The sequence below is a fragment of the Terriglobus sp. ADX1 genome, assembly GCF_036877645.1.
In the GTDB taxonomy this organism is placed as follows: domain Bacteria; phylum Acidobacteriota; class Terriglobia; order Terriglobales; family Acidobacteriaceae; genus Terriglobus.
On sequence record NZ_JAEDXV010000010.1, the window covers coordinates 135,781 to 153,129 of the forward strand.

The following is a 17,349-nucleotide window of genomic DNA, read 5'->3' on the forward strand; positions in this document are numbered from 1 at the left end:
ACACTATGGCGAAGCAGACTGCGGCAAGCACGGCAACAAAGGTTGCAATTCTCGGCTTCGGCACGGTGGGGTCGTCGGTGGCGCAATTGTTGCGCGCCCAGAAGTTCCCGGGCATCGAACTGACACACATTTACAACCGCGGTGTTGAACGTAAGCGTACCGGTGCAACGGCAAAGGGGCTGCACAGCGGCATCGTATGGACTGAGAATATCCAGGACATTCTGAAGTCGGATGTTGATGTCGTCATTGAGACCATCGGCGGTATCGATCCCATTGAAGGCTGGCTGCGCAAAGCTCTCAGCAGCGGCAAGCATGTCGTCACTGCCAACAAGCAGTTGATCGCCTATAAGGGTGCTGGCCTGGCAAAGCTGGCGCGTGAGAACAATCGAGTTCTGGTTTATAACGCTGCGGTTGCTGGTGGCGTTCCGGTCATTCCTGCTACGCTGCATGGCTTGCAGGGTGACCGCATTACGCGACTCAGCGGCATTCTGAACGGCACCTGCAACTTCATGCTGTCGCACATGGAGCAGGGCGCGGAGTATGCAGACGTGCTGAAGCAGGCGCAGGCGGCAGGCTATGCCGAAGCAGACCCCACGGCAGACGTGGATGGTTACGATGCGCGCGCGAAGCTGTGCATCCTGGTGCGCGCTGCCATGCAGATTGGTATCAATCCTGACGAAGTGCCAGCGCAGACGATCCGCAACCTAAGCGCAGTGGATTTTGCATATGCCAAGGAACTTGGCTGCACCGTGCGGCAGATTGCGCGTGCGGAGCTTCGTGGCGGCGTCCTCCGTGCCCGCGTTGCGCCCATGCTGGTGCCGAAGAGTTCGCCCATCGCGTGGTCGCACGGCACGCAGAATATGGTCGTAACGTCCGGCGAGTTTGGCGGTGACGTGGTCTTCAGTGGACACGGTGCAGGTGGAAACCCAACAGCTGTTGCCATCGTCAGCGATCTGCTGGCCGTAGTGCACGGGTCGAACTCTGTTGCCCTGCCGGTAAAGAAAAAGTCTGTCACAGGTGAGTTCCTTGCACCGCATTATCTTCGTTTCATTGTGAGGGATAAGCCCGGCATAGTATCAGCCATTTCTGGCGCTCTGACGAAGGTTGGCGCGAACATCGACAGCATCTTGCAGCGTCCGGGATATCCGAAGGATGCGCTGCCTTTCGTCGTCACTACGGAACCCACGTTGACCTCTACGGTGGAAGCTGCCGTAAAGGCCATTGCCAAAATGAATACGATGCTTGAGGCCCCGCTGTGCCTGCAGATGCTGGTGGAGGATGACCGGGCCGAAGACTAGCCCGGTCTATTCCGGCTTTTGTGCTTCTTCCACGGCGATGCTCACATTCTCGTGTTTGATATCAAGCCGAAGCCGGTTGTAAAGGCTCATGTAAACGTTGGCAAGATAGACCAGCGCAAACTCTGCCAACACATAACCTCGCCAGCCGGAGTACAACAATTGGAAGCGGGTAAAAATCAGCACCAGTGCGGTGACGTAATGGCTGAAGCAGTATTCGCAGGTGAAGAGGTAGAAAAACTTCCGCCGCGGCAGAGAGCGGGCGTGCTGGCTGCGGTCCTTGCAGTAGTCGCGCGGTTCACGGAAGACTTCTTCGTGCGTTACCGTCCAACTCATGCAGGCAATGGGGAGGGCCAGCAGAAGCAGAATGGCGGCCTGACGGGCCAGGGTTTCGGGCAGCAGTTCTGGAATCATCTCTCTCGCAGCCGACGCACATTGCTGTTATGGCATCTTTACCGTAGGATGCGCTTTGCACCTTTAGGATTGTGATCGGATGGACTGGAAAAGCAGAAAAGTTGCAGCAATCGTGGAAGCCGCACTTGCGGAAGACAAAGCCACCAGCGATGTCACAACAGCGCTGGCGATCGACCCGGACCTGCGCGCCTCTGCAGCAATTCTTGTGCGACAGGACTGCATCATTTGCGGTTTGGGCGTGATTGCCACTGTGTTCGATGCGTTTGCGGCGATGCAGGCGCGCAGTGGCCAGAAGAGCAGTGGACGCTATGAGGTCATCAGCCACTCGGAAATGTTCGATGGCGTCCGCGTGCGGAAGGGCCAAACCGTGGCCGTTATCCGACATTCTGCGTCGGCCATCTTCTCCTGCGAACGCGTCATTCTGAACCTGATGCAGCGCATGAGCGGCATTGCCACGCTGACGAACGAGTTTGTGCAGCTCACACGGGGAACCCGCGCGAAGATTCTGGATACGCGTAAAACGGTGCCGGGCCTGCGCCTGCTGGACAAGTACGCCGTAACTTGCGGCGGCGGTGCAAACCATCGTCTGGATCTGCAGGATGGCATCATGCTGAAGACCAGCCATGTGGCCATCGCTGGCGGCATTACGAAAGCTGTGCAGAAAGTGGCTAACGCTCGCAAGCCTGGGCAAAAGATTGAAATTGAGGTACGCAGCCTGCAGGATGCAGAGGATGCTGTTGCGGCAGGGGCCGACACCCTTTTGCTGGTCGGTTTGTCCCCCAAGCAAACCGGTGAAGTGGTGGAAGTGATGCGTGCGAAAGCGCCGAAGGTGGTTTTGGAAGTGGCGGAACACATTTCGCTCGAAAACGCACGTGAGTATGCAGAAACCGGTGTGGACTTCCTTTCTGTCGGCGCCCTAACGCGGTCATCCGTGGGTGTGGATCTTAGCATGCGCATCACGGCGGATGTGTTCTGACGGCAATGAGCAGTTTTGATGTGCAGGCTGTGAATGACGCTCTCGGGGGAACCATCTTCCACAACAGAGTGCAGCACTTCACCACCATTGGCAGCACAAATGTACAGGCGCTTGCCGATGCACAGGCAGGGGCTGAATCCGGTCAGGTTTACATCGCAGACGAGCAGACCGCGGGGCGCGGTCGCGGTGGTCATACATGGCATTCTGAGCCGGATCGTGGCTTGTATCTGACTATGTTGGTGCGCCCCGCACTGCGAAGTTCCGATGTATTAAAGCTGTCCATGATTACGGCGCTGGCGGCAGTAGAAGCCATCGCGGAAGTGACAGGATCTCGCATCATGGATATTCGGTGGCCCAACGACCTGGTGATTGGTTCCAATCCTGCGCGCAAGGTGGGGGGCATTCTGACCGAAGCTGTTTCCACACCATCGGGCGAACTCCGCCATGCTGCTATTGGCATTGGAATCAATCTGAATCAAGCGGAATTTCCTGCGGAATTGGCTACCGTCGCAACCTCATTGAAGCGTGAGTTAGGGGCGAGTGTCAGCAGGGAAGCACTTGCCATCACCTTGCTTTTGCAAATGGACAAGGAATTGTGCCAGGTCGCTCAGAATGGCGATGAAGCAGAAAGTATTTTCCATCGTGTTGAACTCGCAAGCACCTGGATACGGGGCAAGCGCGTTCGTGTAGCCGAGCAGGAAGGCTATACTGGCAAAACCGCTGGACTCACGACCGAGGGCCTTCTGCGCATTCATTGCGACGATGGCACAGAACGTGTGGTGCGTCACGGCGGAGTCCGCGAGTTGTGAATCAACCGACGACAAGCAGGGAGTAAAAAAATGCTGCTGGCGATCGACGTAGGCAATACCAATACCGTGCTGGGACTATACCGCCTGGCCACACCTGAAGCACCTGCGGTCCAGACACACTGCTGGCGCATTGCAACCCCTGTGCAGCGCACCCTGGATGAACTGCGGATGGTAGTTCGCGGTCTCTTCATCATGGACGGCGTAGACATCGCATCAGTCACTGGCGTTGCAGTCTCGTCCGTCGTTCCTCCGATCGATTCGCTCTTTCGTGAAGTGATTGAAAAGCTCTTCGCAGTGAAGCCGCTGTTTGTGGAGCCAGGTGTGAAAACTGGGCTTCCCGTGCTGGTGGATAATCCCGCTGAGGTGGGAGCTGACCGCATTGTGAATTGCGTAGCAGCGTTTGAACGCTATGGCGGACCGACCATCGTTGTGGATCTTGGGACTGCGACAACGTTTGATGTCATCTCGCAGCGCGGCGAATATCTGGGCGGTGCGATTGCCCCAGGTATTGGCATTAGTGCCGACGCATTGTTTGAGCGTGCTGCAAAACTGGGCCGCGTGAACATCCGCAAGCCGAGCAAGGTGATTGGTACCAACACGGTCGACCATATTCAAATTGGTCTTTATTACGGTTACATTGGCCTGGTTGATGGCATTTGTGAGCGAATGATCGCTGATTTAGCGACGGAGACAAAGGTGATTGCCACCGGAGGCTTCGCTCGCATGCTGGCAGAAACCTCGCGCACGATTCGCCATGTGGATGAGAATCTAACGCTGGATGGCGTTCGTCTGATCTACGAGCGCAATCAGGACCGTGTGCGTCGCCGCTCCATGGCCACAACACAGCGCCCGGAGTAAGTGTGCGTTGCTGAATTACTTCAATTACTTCACCGAAATCGAAACCCGCTTCCAGCAGCGTAGAGGAACCCTCCTGCTGCTCAGCACACTGGATTGGGCGCTGATTGAAACGTGGAGGGAGGCCGGTGTGCCTCTGGAAGCGGTGTTGCAGGGTATCGATGACGCGTTTGATAAATACGATCAACGCGCCCAGAAAACTGCTGGACGGCTTCGCAAAGTTAACGGTCTTGCGTGGTGTGCGCAGGCAATCATGGCAGCAACGGAAGCGATGCGCGATGCTGCTATTGGCGCAGCAAAGCCTGCTGTAAGCGCGGAAGAGAGCGGGTTTCAACCGCAGCGCATCGCTGCCTATCTTCGACAGAATGCAGCAGTGCTGGAGTCGCAATCGGACGCTGCATTCCTCTCGCTTGCGCAGCGGTTGCGTTCTCTGGCGGATGAAGCAGAGTCGCAGTCACCGCCATCCACAGAGGACTTGGAAACGACGCTGACCGCATTGGAAGAGCGCATGTTTGCTGCACTCATGCTTGCGGCTACGGAAGAAGAGGTTATAACCCTGCGCGCGCAGGCATCGCGTGAGCTGGCTCCCTATCGCGGTAAGATGTCGGCTGTGCAGTTGAAGCAGGTAACCGAACAATTCGTTCACAAGCGACTGATGGAAGCGCGCGGTGTGCCGCGTTTGAGTCTCTTCTATATGAGCGTCGATTAAGCAATGAGATACGCCGCACAGATCGCGCCGGAGCAGACGCTGCTCTCCATCACGGAGGCTATGCCGCGAATCTCGGCGCGTTGCCGGCACTTTGGTCAGTGCGGCGGATGTCAGTTGCAGGACATCGCTTACGAAGATCAGCTCATTGCAAAGCAGACCATGTTGTTAGATGTGTTGCATGCGGCGGGTATATCTACGGTCCCCGCAATTGAAGTGCACAATGCTGAACCATGGTCTTATCGCAATCGCATTCGATTGCGTATCCATGGGGGCAACATCGGTTATAGTCGGCGCGGCAGCAATGACTTCCTTCCGATCGATGAGTGTCCGATAGCTTCACCGTTGCTGATTCGCATGGCACTGCGCATGCGCGACCTTATCCGTGAAGGAAAACTTCCGTGGCCGGAAGGCGTCATGGCAATGGAACTCTTCACTGACAGCGAAGAGCATGGCGTGCAGCTATCCATGCATGCCGACACGACAGTGACAGAAGTAAGTCGCAACGCACCCGCGCAGCTTCGTATTCTCTGCGAAACTGTGCGCGATGAATTTCCTCAGCTCATCGGAGGCGGTCTCTCCGCAGCTGCGCCGGACAAGACACGGTCCAAACGTGTGCAAGCTACGCAGCGCATTGAAATTGCCCGCTGGGGAGAATCGCAACTGACGTATCACGTTGCAGATAACACGTATCGCATCACGCGCAATGCTTTCTTTCAGGTGAATCGTTTCCTTACTTCTGAGATGGTGAAGGTCGTGGTGGATCATCGCAGCGGTCACCTTGTTCTGGATTTATTTGCAGGTGCGGGACTTTTCTCAGTCCCACTGGCAATGTGTTTTGAACAGGAAATTGCAGTAGAAATCGGCGAACCGGCAGTATCCGATTTGGTTTCACATCTCACTACATATCCGCAACATCGTGTGGCGCATACGACGGTCCAGGACTTCCTGACGCGCGCAGCCGTTACGCCTGATCTTGTGGTGATGGACCCACCACGCGCTGGTGTTTCGTTGCCGGCATTACGTTCACTTTTGAAAATTCAGCCGCGCGAAATTGTATATGTCTCCTGCGATGCAGGCACATTTGCACGTGATGCAAAGACGTTGCTGGAAGGCGGCTATACCTTCGCAGAGTTTCATCTTCTGGATCTCTTCCCGCAAACATTTCACACTGAAACGATTGCGATATTCCGACGCGAGACTGTGTGACAGCACAAGACACGAAGCCAACGCGCAATGTAGCAATGGAGCGTGTCAAGGGCGCGCGCAGCATGCTCTTTGGCGAGGTCTACACGCACCCTGCGCATTTCAGCGATATACAGCCGCTGCGTTTTCACAATAATCCTGCGTTGCTAGTCGCAGGATGTTTTGCATCTGGCATTCTTTTCCGTAATTGGTGGCAACCACCAACGTATGTCGTTCTTACTTGCGTTCTACTTTTCATCGTAGCTGCATGGGCGGTAACAAAAGCTCCACGTATGGCATGGGGTGCCACTTCGGTTGCTTTTGTGGCGCTGGGATGGGCGACTGTGTTGTTGCGGCCATCTCCGCAGGACGCGTCGTTGCTTCCATATGCGGACACGTTACAGCGAAAGGTAGAAGCTGTAGTGACCACCTCCCGCATGCTTTCCGCTCCCATTGCATCGAATCCCGACGATGACGCTTGGGACGAAGAACAAGCGGAAGGAAATGTGCGTGAAGTTTTGCAATTGAAAGCTTTGCGTGCCGAAGAGATTACTCCTGATATTTCGGTAATGCGCCCTGTAAATGGCGGCATCCAGGCAACGCTTGCATCACGCAATGATGCGCAAGATGTGCCATATCTCCCTTGTGGGACTCACGTAGAACTTACGCTTCGCATGCGTCCACAGGATCGTTATCGTGATCCGGGTGTGTGGAACTATGCGGATCAATTACAAAATGACGGAATCACGATAGCCGCAACCGGGGACCTAAAGCATCTTCGCATACTGCCAGCGTCTTCCATCCCGCTTGCATGCTGGTTTCAGCGTGCGCAGCATTGGTCCTCTGAGCGCATTACAGCACTAACGCTTTCTCCGTGGATGAGATATCTCCCGCATGTCATCCAGTGGAATGCAACGGATGCTTCCATGTTGCGTGCCATGTTGTTCGGAGATCGGACTGCGTTGCAGCGAAATGTCCGTATGGCGTTTGAGCGTACAGGTTCTTTTCACCTTTTCGTTGTTGCCGGAGTGCACATTGCCATCCTGATGGCAGTGTTCTACCAATTCTTTTTACGACTTCGTATGCCACCGTGGGGCGCGGCCTTCATCACGCTTGTACTGGTAAGCGGATACGCAGTGCTAACTGGCTTTGGTGAACCAGTCCGTCGCGCACTGTTTATGTCCGCGATTTATCTGCTCGCAATGGTTCTCGATCGCGATCGGCAGGTGATGAACGCTCTAGGCGTCGCTATTCTCGGAATGTTATTTCTCAATCCGAATGCGCTGTTTGAAGCGAGCCTGCAAATGACAGCGCTTTCTGTCTTTGCAGTAGGTGGCATCGCCATGCCGCTTGTTTCGCGCACGATTGGTCCGTGTGTCAATGCCCTGAAGTATATCGAAAGCATTCGCCTGGATATGCATTACGCGCCGTATCTAGCGCAACTCCGTGTTAGTTGCCGTATGGTAGGCCGTTTACTTACAGGATGGCTGCCAAAGCGACACGGTATGCCTGCGTCACAACGTGTACCGGCTTGGATCTTGCGCATTTGCTTAATCATTATCGAGGCGATCTTAGGCATACTCTTAGCGGAATTGGTGATGACGTTGCCCATGATGGTGTACTTCCACCGTCTGACGCCATTCGCTGCACCGGCAAATCTACTTGCGCTTCCATTGATCGGATTTGTCATGGGATGTGCCATGACAACCTTCGTGCTTTCTCTGCTGCACCCGTTACTTGCACTGATTCCCGCAGCCATGACCGCGCTTAGTCTGCATGGCATTGGCTATGTGGTGCGCATGCTGAATGCATTTCATGGCGCGGATATGCGGGTTCCATCACCGTTACCAGTATGCGTTGCAGCAGCATGCTTGCTGTGGTTGCTTGCTATATTGCTACTTCATGAGCATCGGCGTCGATCTGCATGGATTGGATTTGGGCTGGCCATAGCAGGGTTTGTCATCCTCTTGCTCCCATCTCGTCCGGTGTTTGCGCATGATGCGTTGTCCTTCATATCGATTGACGTTGGTCAAGGAGACTCCGAATTTGTAACAACTCCTGAAGGCAAAGTTATGGTCATCGATGCGGGCGGTCCCATGGGTTCGCGAACACAAAACTCAACGTCGAACTTTGATATTGGTGAAGAGATAGTGTCGCCCATGGTGTGGCGGCAGAATGTCCGCAGGATTGACGTGTTTGTAATCACGCACGCGCATAGCGACCACATCGGTGGGGCGCTAGCTGTTCTTCGTAACTTCCATCCTCGAGAATTATGGGTCAGTGTGGATGCAGCATCGCCTCTGCTGCAGGATCTGATCAAAGAAGCGAAAGCCGATGGCGTAACAGTTCGCCGCATGCATGCAGGAGACACTGCGCAACTCGGAAGCGTGAGCGTTGTCGCGGAGAGTCCTGCGCCGGAATACCAAAATAGAAGTGAACCAGCGAATGATGATTCATTGGTGCTTCGCTTGCAGTATGGAAAAGCATCTGTACTGGTGGCCGGTGACGCGGAGCGTGCTTCCGAAGAAGCGATGCTACATCATGGCCTGGCTCCTTCCACGTTATTGAAGGTGGGCCATCACGGTAGCAACACTTCAACCGGCGAAGATTTTCTCCTGCAGCTTCAACCGCAGTGCGCAATCATTTCCTGTGGAAGAGGGAATCCGTTTGGTCATCCACGGATGCCGGTTCTGCAGCGGCTCCAGGCCGCGCATGTAAAGACGGCGCGAACAGACACCATGGGTGCTGTTCGCTATCTCTTGCATGATGATGGCAGCATCAGCATGTCGGCACTTATGTCAGAGCGATAGTTAACCAGTTATGTGCCGCAGAAGGTTTGCAGTACTCGTTCTTCAGGCTTTGCCGGAGCGCTGTAATGATCGAGTCCCAAACGTTCTTCAAATGGTTTGGATGTGACTTCTAGCAAACGCTCAAAGGGCGTGAAGTCTTCGCGCAACACCGCCGCATCAATCACTTCCTGCACAAGATGATTACGTGGAATGTAGATTGGACTCACCGCACGCATGGATGCAATTCGCGCTTCGACTGTTCCATCCTCCTGCGCTATACGAGATTGCCAGCGCTGAGACCATTCTGTGAAAGCAGACGGATCACGGAAGAGCGACGCGGTGGGATAGTCTTCATGCTTTTCCAGGACATCTGCCAGGCGGCGGAAGGTAAGTGTGAAGTCTGCTTGATTCGCCGCCATGCGCTGCAATAGGTCGGCAGCAAGGTCCAGGTCCTCGGCATGTTCTGTTGCCAGTCCTAACTTACTCCGCAGTCCATTGATGTGTGCTCTTTCAAAGGTCGTCTGAAAGCTGTTCAACACTTCGTACGCGGCGTCCAGAGCACCTTGCTCGCTACCTTCTTCTTCCTGCATCAACGGCAGAAGACATTCAGCAAGCCGCGAAAGATTCCAGATCATGATGGCTGGCTGGTTTTGATAGGCATATCGACCATTGCGGTCGATGGAAGAGAAGACAGTGGCCGGATGGTACTGCTCCATGAAGGCGCACGGACCGTAGTCAATAGTTTCTCCACTGATCGCCGTGTTGTCCGTGTTCATCACACCGTGAATGAAGCCCAGATCCATCCACTTGGCAATGAGTCGCGCTTGCCTGTCCACAATGCCTTGCAGCATCGCCTTGTATTTCTTTGGCGTTTCTTTTGCTTCGGGATGATGCCTGTCGATTACGTAGTCCGCAAGGATTCGAACTGACTCGTTATCCTGATGCGCTGCGAAATACTGAAACGTCCCTACGCGAATGTGGCTTGATGCAACGCGCGTGAAGACGGCTCCAGGGAGCATCTCTTCTCGTATAACTTTTTCACCGGTAGTTACAGCAGCAAGTGCGCGCGTAGTGGGCACACCAAGCGCATACATTGCTTCGCTGAGGATGTATTCGCGTAACACAGGCCCAAGCGCGGCTTTGCCGTCGCCGCGGCGGGAGAACGGGGTGCGTCCTGAGCCTTTCAGGTGAATGTCTTTGCCGCTAACTTCGCCGAGAAGATTGGCGCGACCATCACCCAGGGTGGGGACGAAGGTGGCAAACTGGTGGCCTGCATAGGCCATAGCAAGCGGCTCGGAACCATCTGCGATGCGGTTGCCAGAGAAGATTTCGGCAAGGTCATCACCTGGAGTGATGTTGAGTTCCTTGGCCAGCCCTTCATTGAAGCGGATGAGCCGCGGCGACGGCACCTGCGCTGGGTTCGTTCGACCGTAGAAATTCTCCGGTAGTCGTGCGTAAGTGTTTTGGAAGGGAATCTGCGAGCTGCTCATTATCACATTCGATGATCGCAAAGTGCAGACGACGCGGCGAGGCTGACGGCAAAAGAAAAGTTTTACATCGAATGAATCCGGGCGATGGATGGAGCATCTATTTCGACATAGAAGGATATGGTGGCAGCGGTTGAAACTGCGCCCCGGACTGAATTGAAAGAGGAATTTGACCCAATGATCCGTCGCACAACTCTCGCTCTGGCCGCAGCACTGCTGCTCTCTCCGCTTGTCCACGCTCAGACCTCCACCTGGAAGCCCGATACTGCTCACAGCGGCGTGGACTTCTCCATCCTGCACCTTGGCATCTCGAAGGTGCGCGGTCACTTTGCTGTTTCCGGTGGAGATGTGACGTTTGATGAGAAGGACATCACCAAGTCCAAGGTGAACATCACCATCGACTTGAAGTCTGTCGATACGCAGAACAGCATGCGTGATGATGATCTGAAGAGCGATCACTTCTTTGACATCGCAAAGTTCCCCACGGGCACATTTACCAGTACCTCCATCGCAAAGACCAAGGGAGGCTTGACCATCAACGGCAACCTGACCGTGCACGGTGTAACGAAGCCGGTAGTGTTGACGGTAGATGGCCCCAATGGGCCTGTGACCGGTCTGGATGAGAAGCAGCACATCGGCTTCTCGGCCACGACGACGGTGGATCGTCTGGCGTTTGGACTGGCTCCCAGCTATCCCGCTTCGGTGATTGGCAACGACGTGAAGTTGACAATTGATTTGGATCTGGCAAAGCAGTAAGTCAGTCTTAGCTACGAGTTGTATTTCTAAGTAAGGCGGCGACCCTTTAGGTCGCCGCCTTTGCTTGTAGATGGAATTTGTGATGGGACGCGAACGGCTGGTTCGTTGAATGCTGCAAAATTTTCGCTAGCCTCCCTGAGAATGCTTGTCGTGCTATTTATAGTAGGTTGCTACATAGGGTATAGGTGATGGGACGATCGCTTCTTGTGATGGATCACATGGAGCGTTCTCTAGAGAATTGATCGAGAGAATGCCAGAGGCTGCTATGACGAAGTGCATTATGCGAGTTGTGGCGTGTGTACGCAAGAGCACGTTCCAGAGCGGCAGTGTGGCTTTGGTTGCATTTGGAATTGCATCTGTAGCAGCGCCTGTGGCGTTTGGATTGATCCATGGAAAGCTGCCGGTCTATGGGCAAATTCTGCATGCGAATGGCCCACTGCCTTCCTACGAGGTTGTAACAATTAAACCGTTCCAGCCAGGGCAAACGCTTGCATTCGACAACCGGCCGGATGTCACAACAACGGTGGGTCCAATCAAGCAGTTGATTGGGTTGGCATTCAATCTTCCGCCATTCTCCATGGAGCAAATCGTTGGTGCTCCTGAGTGGACTTCCAATGAGAGATATGTCGTGCAAGGAAAGATTGATGAGTCGATGTATGCACAGCTCCGTACCTTGAGCCGTCCACAAGAAATGCGCCAGCGGCAGTTACTGGTGCAGTCGCTACTGGCCGATCGGATGAAGCTGAAGGTGCATTTTGAGACGCGAGAACTACCGATGTATGCCTTAGTCATTGATAAGGGAGGATCCAAGCTTCGTCCTTCAAAAGAGATGCCTGAGAGTGGGACTCAGTGCTGCCTCCTCCCATGGCTCCTGGAGCCGCACCATCCCTAGCGGGGCCTACGCAAAGGCTTCTATTCGCTGCCTAAGGGGGCAACTTCTGAAATGGAGGCGAAGGGATTGACGCTGGACGAATTAGCTCAGAGCCTCCAAGTGCAGCAAGATGCCGGAGGGAGGCTCATCGTAAATCAAACGGGTTTATCAGGGTTTTACGATTGCTCGATGAAGTGGGCGCGGCAATTTCCGGTAACTGCGACAAGCGACCGTACAACAGCTCCAGAATCGGATGAGCCGCCATTTTTTACCGCCATCCGCGAACAGCTCGGATTGCGTCTTGTGCCGACGAAGGGACCAGCAGAAGTGATCGTCATAGATCACATCGAAAAACCTTCAGAAAAAGAGAACTAGACTAGCTGTCCTGGAAGTCTGCGAAGGCGGCTGGTTGCAGATCAGCGGCGCTTTGAATTCGTTGGGCCGCATCCATTGAGAAGAAGCGATCAACCGCGTCCATCACGTGTTCAGCCTGCTTGCTCTCGAAGATGCTGCGACGCAGCGTTGCTCCGCCCGGGACGCCGTGTGTGAACCAGCTTGCGAACTGCTTCATCTTGCCGATGACATCGCGGCGTGCACTTTCGCGATCACGAACCTTGTTGCGCTCGTGGTTGTATGCCGATAGTTCTGCCGGAGTCATGCTATCGGTGGGCAGCGGCGTAAAGTCAATCTCTGGGTGCTCCTGCTCCAACTCATCGAAGAGCATGGTGAAGTAGGTGCGGATCATGCGGTAACGATCCTGCTCGGTGGCCAACGTATAGGTGCCGGTGCCAGTCGCAGCTTTGGTTGCGGTGTACTGCGCGATCTGGCGGAAGATCCACGGATTGGCAGGTGCGGCGCGGCCGATCATCACCGCATCGCATCCGGTTGCGGCAATCATGTTGGCGGCGTCTTCCGGAGTGCGCACGTCGCCGTTGCCAATTACAGGAATCTTCACGGCGTCCTTGACTGCGGCAATGTATTCCCAGCGTGCGTTGCCGGTGTAGCCCTGTTCGCGTGTGCGGGCGTGGAGGGCGACGGCGTTCAGACCGCAGTCTTCAGCCATCTTTGCCAGCGGCACGCACACAAGCTGATGGTCATTCCAGCCCATGCGGAACTTCACAGTGAAGGGAATGCTCACGGCAGAGCGGACACGCTTGAAGATGGTTTCAATGAGTGGCAGGTCGCGCAGCAAGCCGCTGCCGCCGTTGCATGCCACGACGCGCTTCGCAGGGCAGCCAAGATTCAGGTCAACAATGTCGAAGCCAGCATCCTGACAGATGCGCGCGGAGTCGGCGAGAGTCTCAGGATTCGATCCGAAGATCTGCGCGGAGATGGGGTGCTCGTCGTCGTAGTAGGTCAGGTAGCGTTTGCGCTTTACCTCTCGCATGCGCGACAGACCATCGGCGGAGGTGAACTCAGTCATGATGAGACCGCAGCCGGACTGCTGGTTGCTTAGGGCCTGATCAACGTTGTCGCTGTTGGACTCATCGCTGAAGAGCGAGGCGTTCTTGATGAAACGGCGAAAGACGGTATCGGTGATGCCCGCCATGGGGGCGAGCACCGTTGCAGGCGCAATGCGCACGTTGCCGATAGTGAATTCGGCAGGCACGGGTAAGCCCGTTTCACGCGGAGCGTGATCGGCGACTGCGGCGGCGTAGTTGTACCAGTCTTTCTTCATCGTGTGTGCTCATGGAAAGAGCCTCCGGCGGACCGGAGGCTCCCCAGGTTTGGTGCTTGTCTGCGGGTTACTTGGCAGCGTTGGCGGCGTCGCTCTTGGCGAACTTGCGCTTGAAGCGCTCGATACGGCCGGCCGTGTCGATGACCTTGTTCTTGCCCGTGTAGAACGGGTGGCAGACGTTGCAGATTTCGAGGAAGATGTCACCCTTGTGGGTGGACTTCGTCTCAAAGCTGTTGCCGCAAGCGCACTTAACGGTGGTTGCGACGTAGTTCGGATGGATTCCCTGCTTCGGCATTGCGAATACTCAACTCTCTGAAGATGATCGCCCGGTCGCGGTTCGCTTGCCTGCGGTGTGTTCACGCGGCATCGAGGTTCCATGCGCTGACCTGTTAAAAACGGGCGCTCCGATCATTTTATCGTGGTTCCCGAGCTTGGGCAATGGGGTGGCAGTAAGGGCAAATTGTTCCCGGAAAGATAGTAGTTTCTTCCGTAGACAACCCTGTATGGGCTGTTCGAGTCTCCATACACGGAGTTAGAATCACGCGCCGTAAGGGGGGAGCCACAAAATGAATGCAGTATCGTGCAGCATTGCTTTAGGGATGGCGTTATCCATGGGGGCTGTGGCGGGGGCTCAGACGAGCGCCAATGGAATGGCCACCCCACCGGGAACCCAGAATAAGACGAGTGCGACCCACCCATGTGCCAACATGGACGCCAGCGGTCAGCCGTCTACACAGGCGCAGGTAGATGCGGGGTGCACCGGTCTCAGCCCCAACTTCGTATATCCCAGTACAAACATGCCGGGACCTGAGCACCATGACGTCACAGCTGTGATCCGTGTGAACTCCGTCGTGGCCAAGCCGGACAAGTTCCCCTACCCGATGGACTTCCAGGTGGTGGGTGACGCCACCATGCTGAAGGCCAAGTTACCGCAGGTACGTGCGTGCCTGGGTGTGGCCAAGAGCTGGACCAAGCGTGCCAACGCCGCCACCTCCACCACATGCGTTGACCACAAGGGGGAAGTGTTGGCTTACCAGGAGTGCAAGCCTGCGGATGGCGGAGTACCGATGGTGTGCACCACTGGCCAGCCTGGCGATCCTACCGTTGCGTCTATGAAGTAACACCTTCCATTCCGTGCGCCGTTGCCCACAACAACGGCGCACTTCTCCTCAGACATCCACAACTATCTCTCCGCAGCCGCATCGTTTACCGTTAGGGAAGAGACGTATTCCATGGCGACGGTAGATCAGATCGGGTTTGGTACGGAGTTGGAGCCGGTTTGCGCCTACTGCGACGGGCAGGGCATGCGCATAGTGGAAGATGCGCAGGGTCGCCGGTCGGCGGTTCCTTGTGTGTGCCGAGCGCAACGGCGTACGCGACGTGTGCTTAACCTGGCTCGTATTCCCCGCCGGTATGAGCACTGCACGCTGGATTCCTATGAGCCCAACTTCGGTGATGGTGCTCACCGCTCATTGCAGGCGGCGCTGCGGCGTGCGCGGCAGTTCGTGGATGGTTATCCGCTGGTGAATGATGGCAGCGGCCTGCTGTTGACGGGTTCCATTGGTGTGGGCAAGACGCACCTTGCTGTAGGGGTATTGCAGGCACTGGTAGAGGAGCGCGGCGCAACCGGCCTGTTCTACGACTACCGCGAGCTACTGAAGCAGGTGCAGAACAGTTACAACCCACGCGTTGCGTCGACGGAGCTGGAAGTGCTGGCTCCGGTGTTTGAGGCGGAAGTACTGGTGCTGGATGAGATCGGGGCGTCCAAGCCGACCGACTGGGTTTGGGATACGGTCGCTCACATCCTGAACACCCGCTATAACGACAAGCGGACGACTATCATCACCACCAACTATCCGAACCTGCCGCCGCGCGGCGTGGCCTCGGAGGAGATTGCTCCTTCGGCTCGCTATGTCACGCGCGAGGAGACGCTGGGCGATCGCATTGGCGAACGCATGCGCTCACGGCTGATGGAGATGTGTACGACGGTTGAGATGCAGGGCGAAGACTTCCGGCAGAAGGTCAAGCGCGCCTCGTACGTTTAGGTGTTTCGGCTTTCCTGACGCATCGTAGAGCGGGAGAGGAATGCAGGTCCTTCAGCTCCGCTGCGCTTCGTTCAGGATGACGATCTTCGACCGTACGAGCTTTGATCACGCGCTTCGTACGTTGGAGCTTCGCATGAGTGAACCGCAGGCTAAAACAACAATGTCCACAAGAGCATAAGGCCGCAGCAGCATGCACCGATGCGGTAGGTCCAGTCGTGGGTGGCATTCACGGTGTGCATGGCCGTTTCTCCGGGGGAGGTCGTACTTGCTTTGGTAGCAGTACAGACACGGAATCAATCGGACAGTTTTGCTTACTTATGGATACTTTGCCATAAGTGGTATTACGTAGTGATAAATCCCCATAGAGGAATCTGCGTAGTAGACTCCAAGCGATGACAGATGAGCAGAAGCATACGCCTTTCCTGACGAGTTCGGAACCGGAGAATACCGTTTCTACCAAGACCTGGCTGATTGCGTCTGGTGCTGTCGTACTTCTCATCGTGATTGCTGCTGTGGCGACGCTGCGCCGGACGCCGGTGGATACTGGTGCTGCGCTGGCTGCGGATGCCAATGCCGCTTCGCTGCCCATCAGTGACCGTTCCATGTCCGAGGCCACCAATGGTGCAGGTGGCAAGTCCACTTATCTGGATGGCACGATTACCAACAACACCGGCAAGACTCTCAATGCGGCTATCGTGCAGGTGACCTTTGCCATGACCGATGGGACACAGCCTCATCGTGAGATGACTCCGTTGATGCTGGTGCGGACGCGTGTCCCTTATGTGGATCTGCAGATGGTTTCCGCCGATCCCATCAAGCCGGGAGACCATCGTGATTTCCGGCTAATCTTCGAATCAGTTCCTGCGAACTGGGATGTTCAGCCGCCGGTGATTACGATTACGCACGCCGAGTTGCGGTAGGGTACCCCCCCTCCCCCCCCCTGTTTTTCTAAAATCGTCTTTCTAAACGGTTTACGGATTTAGTGGCTGTAAAATCGTCTGCCTATTGGGGTTAGGGGCAAAATCTTCTTTCTAAACCCTTTAGCTATTGGTTTTAGCTTCTAGATATTTCCCTTGTTTCTATTTTAGTGATTCGACGGAAATTACATGCCAACTCTATTTCTTTTGGTTTGTTGGGGTTGGGTGGTTTTGGGGCTTGACAGGGTATTCGTGCGATTCCTGCTTGCGGCAGGACTGAAGCCCTGCCCTTCCGAGTACTTCGTACCGTTCTCGACGCTTCGCGTGTGCCCAGGTTTGGCTGTTGATGCGGTTTTGGTTTCCTGCGACGTTGTAGTGGGTTGAGGGGAATGCAGGTCCTTCGGCTTCACTTCGTTTCGCTCAGGATGACGAATTTCATTCGTACGAGCTTCGCTGGTTCGTACTCCGTGCCATGGATCGCACGTTGCGCGATGCCGGATTAGCTTCGCGGACCTGGGCAGCCGGTGGTTTGGCTGTTGATGCGGTTTTGGTTTCCTGCGGCGTTG

At 55.4% G+C, this 17,349-nt stretch carries 15 protein-coding genes and 1 pseudogene; 12 read left to right on the forward strand and 4 right to left on the reverse strand.

Going from position 1 to position 17,349, the window contains the following annotated elements:
• Positions 1-5: 5 nt before the first annotated feature.
• Positions 6-1,298 carry a homoserine dehydrogenase gene (locus JAO32_RS08870; RefSeq protein ID WP_334239541.1) on the forward strand — a complete coding sequence of 431 codons (1,293 nt, stop codon included), beginning with the start codon at positions 6-8 and terminating at the stop codon, positions 1,296-1,298.
• A gap of 6 nt (positions 1,299-1,304) precedes the next feature.
• Here the strand turns inward: JAO32_RS08870 and JAO32_RS08875 are convergent, their stop codons facing one another.
• Positions 1,305-1,709 (reverse strand): hypothetical protein, encoded by a 405-nt coding sequence (locus tag JAO32_RS08875; RefSeq protein WP_334239542.1) that lies wholly within the window; start codon positions 1,707-1,709, stop codon positions 1,305-1,307.
• 79 nt (positions 1,710-1,788) lie between these two features.
• Here JAO32_RS08875 and nadC point away from each other — a divergent pair, with 79 nt between their 5' ends.
• Genes nadC through JAO32_RS08905 form a run of 6 tightly spaced genes read left to right on the forward strand, consistent with a single transcriptional unit; the run spans position 1,789 to position 9,050 of the window.
• Entirely contained in the window at positions 1,789-2,685 is an 897-nt protein-coding gene (gene nadC / locus JAO32_RS08880; protein WP_334239543.1) for a carboxylating nicotinate-nucleotide diphosphorylase, read from the forward strand.
• A 5-nt stretch (positions 2,686-2,690) separates the two neighbouring features.
• Positions 2,691-3,494 carry a biotin--[acetyl-CoA-carboxylase] ligase gene (locus tag JAO32_RS08885; RefSeq protein ID WP_334239544.1) on the forward strand — a complete coding sequence of 268 codons (804 nt, stop codon included), beginning with the start codon at positions 2,691-2,693 and terminating at the stop codon, positions 3,492-3,494.
• Between the two features lie 30 nt (positions 3,495-3,524).
• A complete protein-coding gene (locus tag JAO32_RS08890; protein WP_334239545.1) occupies positions 3,525-4,352 on the forward strand; it encodes a type III pantothenate kinase in 828 nt (275 codons plus the stop codon).
• Between the two features lie 7 nt (positions 4,353-4,359).
• Positions 4,360-5,058 (forward strand): hypothetical protein, encoded by a 699-nt coding sequence (locus tag JAO32_RS08895; RefSeq protein WP_334239546.1) that lies wholly within the window; start codon positions 4,360-4,362, stop codon positions 5,056-5,058.
• 3 nt (positions 5,059-5,061) lie between these two features.
• On the forward strand, positions 5,062-6,264 hold the full coding sequence (gene rlmD, locus JAO32_RS08900) for a 23S rRNA (uracil(1939)-C(5))-methyltransferase RlmD (RefSeq protein ID WP_334239547.1): 1,203 nt from the start codon (positions 5,062-5,064) through the stop codon (positions 6,262-6,264).
• On the forward strand, positions 6,261-9,050 hold the full coding sequence (locus JAO32_RS08905) for a ComEC/Rec2 family competence protein (RefSeq protein ID WP_334239548.1): 2,790 nt from the start codon (positions 6,261-6,263) through the stop codon (positions 9,048-9,050). The genes rlmD and JAO32_RS08905 overlap by 4 nt, the downstream gene beginning before the upstream one ends.
• 8 nt (positions 9,051-9,058) lie before the next feature.
• Here the strand turns inward: JAO32_RS08905 and JAO32_RS08910 are convergent, their stop codons facing one another.
• Positions 9,059-10,519 (reverse strand): protein adenylyltransferase SelO, encoded by a 1,461-nt coding sequence (locus JAO32_RS08910; RefSeq protein WP_334239549.1) that lies wholly within the window; start codon positions 10,517-10,519, stop codon positions 9,059-9,061.
• 174 nt (positions 10,520-10,693) lie between these two features.
• Here JAO32_RS08910 and JAO32_RS08915 point away from each other — a divergent pair, with 174 nt between their 5' ends.
• Both JAO32_RS08915 and JAO32_RS08920 read left to right on the forward strand, forming a co-directional pair.
• A complete protein-coding gene (locus JAO32_RS08915) occupies positions 10,694-11,272 on the forward strand; it encodes a YceI family protein (protein ID WP_334239550.1) in 579 nt (192 codons plus the stop codon).
• A gap of 280 nt (positions 11,273-11,552) precedes the next feature.
• Positions 11,553-12,518: pseudogene (locus JAO32_RS08920) on the forward strand (TIGR03435 family protein).
• A 1-nt stretch (position 12,519) separates the two neighbouring features.
• Here the strand turns inward: JAO32_RS08920 and JAO32_RS08925 are convergent.
• Together JAO32_RS08925 and rpmE are read right to left on the reverse strand one after the other, a co-directional pair.
• Positions 12,520-13,821, reverse strand: coding sequence for a tRNA dihydrouridine synthase (locus JAO32_RS08925; RefSeq protein WP_334239551.1), 1,302 nt, complete (start codon positions 13,819-13,821; stop codon positions 12,520-12,522).
• 67 nt (positions 13,822-13,888) lie between these two features.
• Positions 13,889-14,116, reverse strand: a complete 228-nt coding sequence (gene rpmE, locus JAO32_RS08930) for a 50S ribosomal protein L31 (RefSeq protein ID WP_047489421.1) — start codon at positions 14,114-14,116, stop codon at positions 13,889-13,891.
• 271 nt (positions 14,117-14,387) lie between these two features.
• Here rpmE and JAO32_RS08935 point away from each other — a divergent pair, with 271 nt between their 5' ends.
• From JAO32_RS08935 to JAO32_RS08945, 3 genes are all read left to right on the forward strand, one after another.
• Entirely contained in the window at positions 14,388-14,942 is a 555-nt protein-coding gene (locus JAO32_RS08935) for a hypothetical protein (protein ID WP_334239552.1), read from the forward strand.
• A gap of 111 nt (positions 14,943-15,053) precedes the next feature.
• Positions 15,054-15,866: an ATP-binding protein gene (locus JAO32_RS08940; protein ID WP_334239558.1), complete on the forward strand. Its 813-nt coding sequence runs from the start codon at positions 15,054-15,056 to the stop codon at positions 15,864-15,866.
• A gap of 392 nt (positions 15,867-16,258) precedes the next feature.
• Complete coding sequence (locus JAO32_RS08945; RefSeq protein WP_334239553.1) at positions 16,259-16,786, forward strand: DUF2393 family protein; 528 nt, start codon at positions 16,259-16,261, stop codon at positions 16,784-16,786.
• Positions 16,787-17,349 lie beyond the last annotated feature (563 nt).

What these genes read in the sequence shown, in the direction of transcription:
- JAO32_RS08870 (WP_334239541.1), top strand. Translation starts at nt 6, where the DNA reads ATGGCGAAGCAGACTGCGGCAAGCACGGCAACAAAGGTTGCAATTCTC.
- JAO32_RS08875 (WP_334239542.1), bottom strand. Translation starts at nt 1,709, where the DNA reads ATGATTCCAGAACTGCTGCCCGAAACCCTGGCCCGTCAGGCCGCCATT.
- nadC (WP_334239543.1), top strand. Translation starts at nt 1,789, where the DNA reads ATGGACTGGAAAAGCAGAAAAGTTGCAGCAATCGTGGAAGCCGCACTT.
- JAO32_RS08885 (WP_334239544.1), top strand. Translation starts at nt 2,691, where the DNA reads ATGAGCAGTTTTGATGTGCAGGCTGTGAATGACGCTCTCGGGGGAACC.
- JAO32_RS08890 (WP_334239545.1), top strand. Translation starts at nt 3,525, where the DNA reads ATGCTGCTGGCGATCGACGTAGGCAATACCAATACCGTGCTGGGACTA.
- rlmD (WP_334239547.1), top strand. Translation starts at nt 5,062, where the DNA reads ATGAGATACGCCGCACAGATCGCGCCGGAGCAGACGCTGCTCTCCATC.
- JAO32_RS08910 (WP_334239549.1), bottom strand. Translation starts at nt 10,519, where the DNA reads ATGAGCAGCTCGCAGATTCCCTTCCAAAACACTTACGCACGACTACCG.
- JAO32_RS08915 (WP_334239550.1), top strand. Translation starts at nt 10,694, where the DNA reads ATGATCCGTCGCACAACTCTCGCTCTGGCCGCAGCACTGCTGCTCTCT.
- JAO32_RS08925 (WP_334239551.1), bottom strand. Translation starts at nt 13,821, where the DNA reads ATGAAGAAAGACTGGTACAACTACGCCGCCGCAGTCGCCGATCACGCT.
- rpmE (WP_047489421.1), bottom strand. Translation starts at nt 14,116, where the DNA reads ATGCCGAAGCAGGGAATCCATCCGAACTACGTCGCAACCACCGTTAAG.
- JAO32_RS08935 (WP_334239552.1), top strand. Translation starts at nt 14,388, where the DNA reads ATGAATGCAGTATCGTGCAGCATTGCTTTAGGGATGGCGTTATCCATG.
- JAO32_RS08940 (WP_334239558.1), top strand. Translation starts at nt 15,054, where the DNA reads ATGGCGACGGTAGATCAGATCGGGTTTGGTACGGAGTTGGAGCCGGTT.
- JAO32_RS08945 (WP_334239553.1), top strand. Translation starts at nt 16,259, where the DNA reads ATGACAGATGAGCAGAAGCATACGCCTTTCCTGACGAGTTCGGAACCG.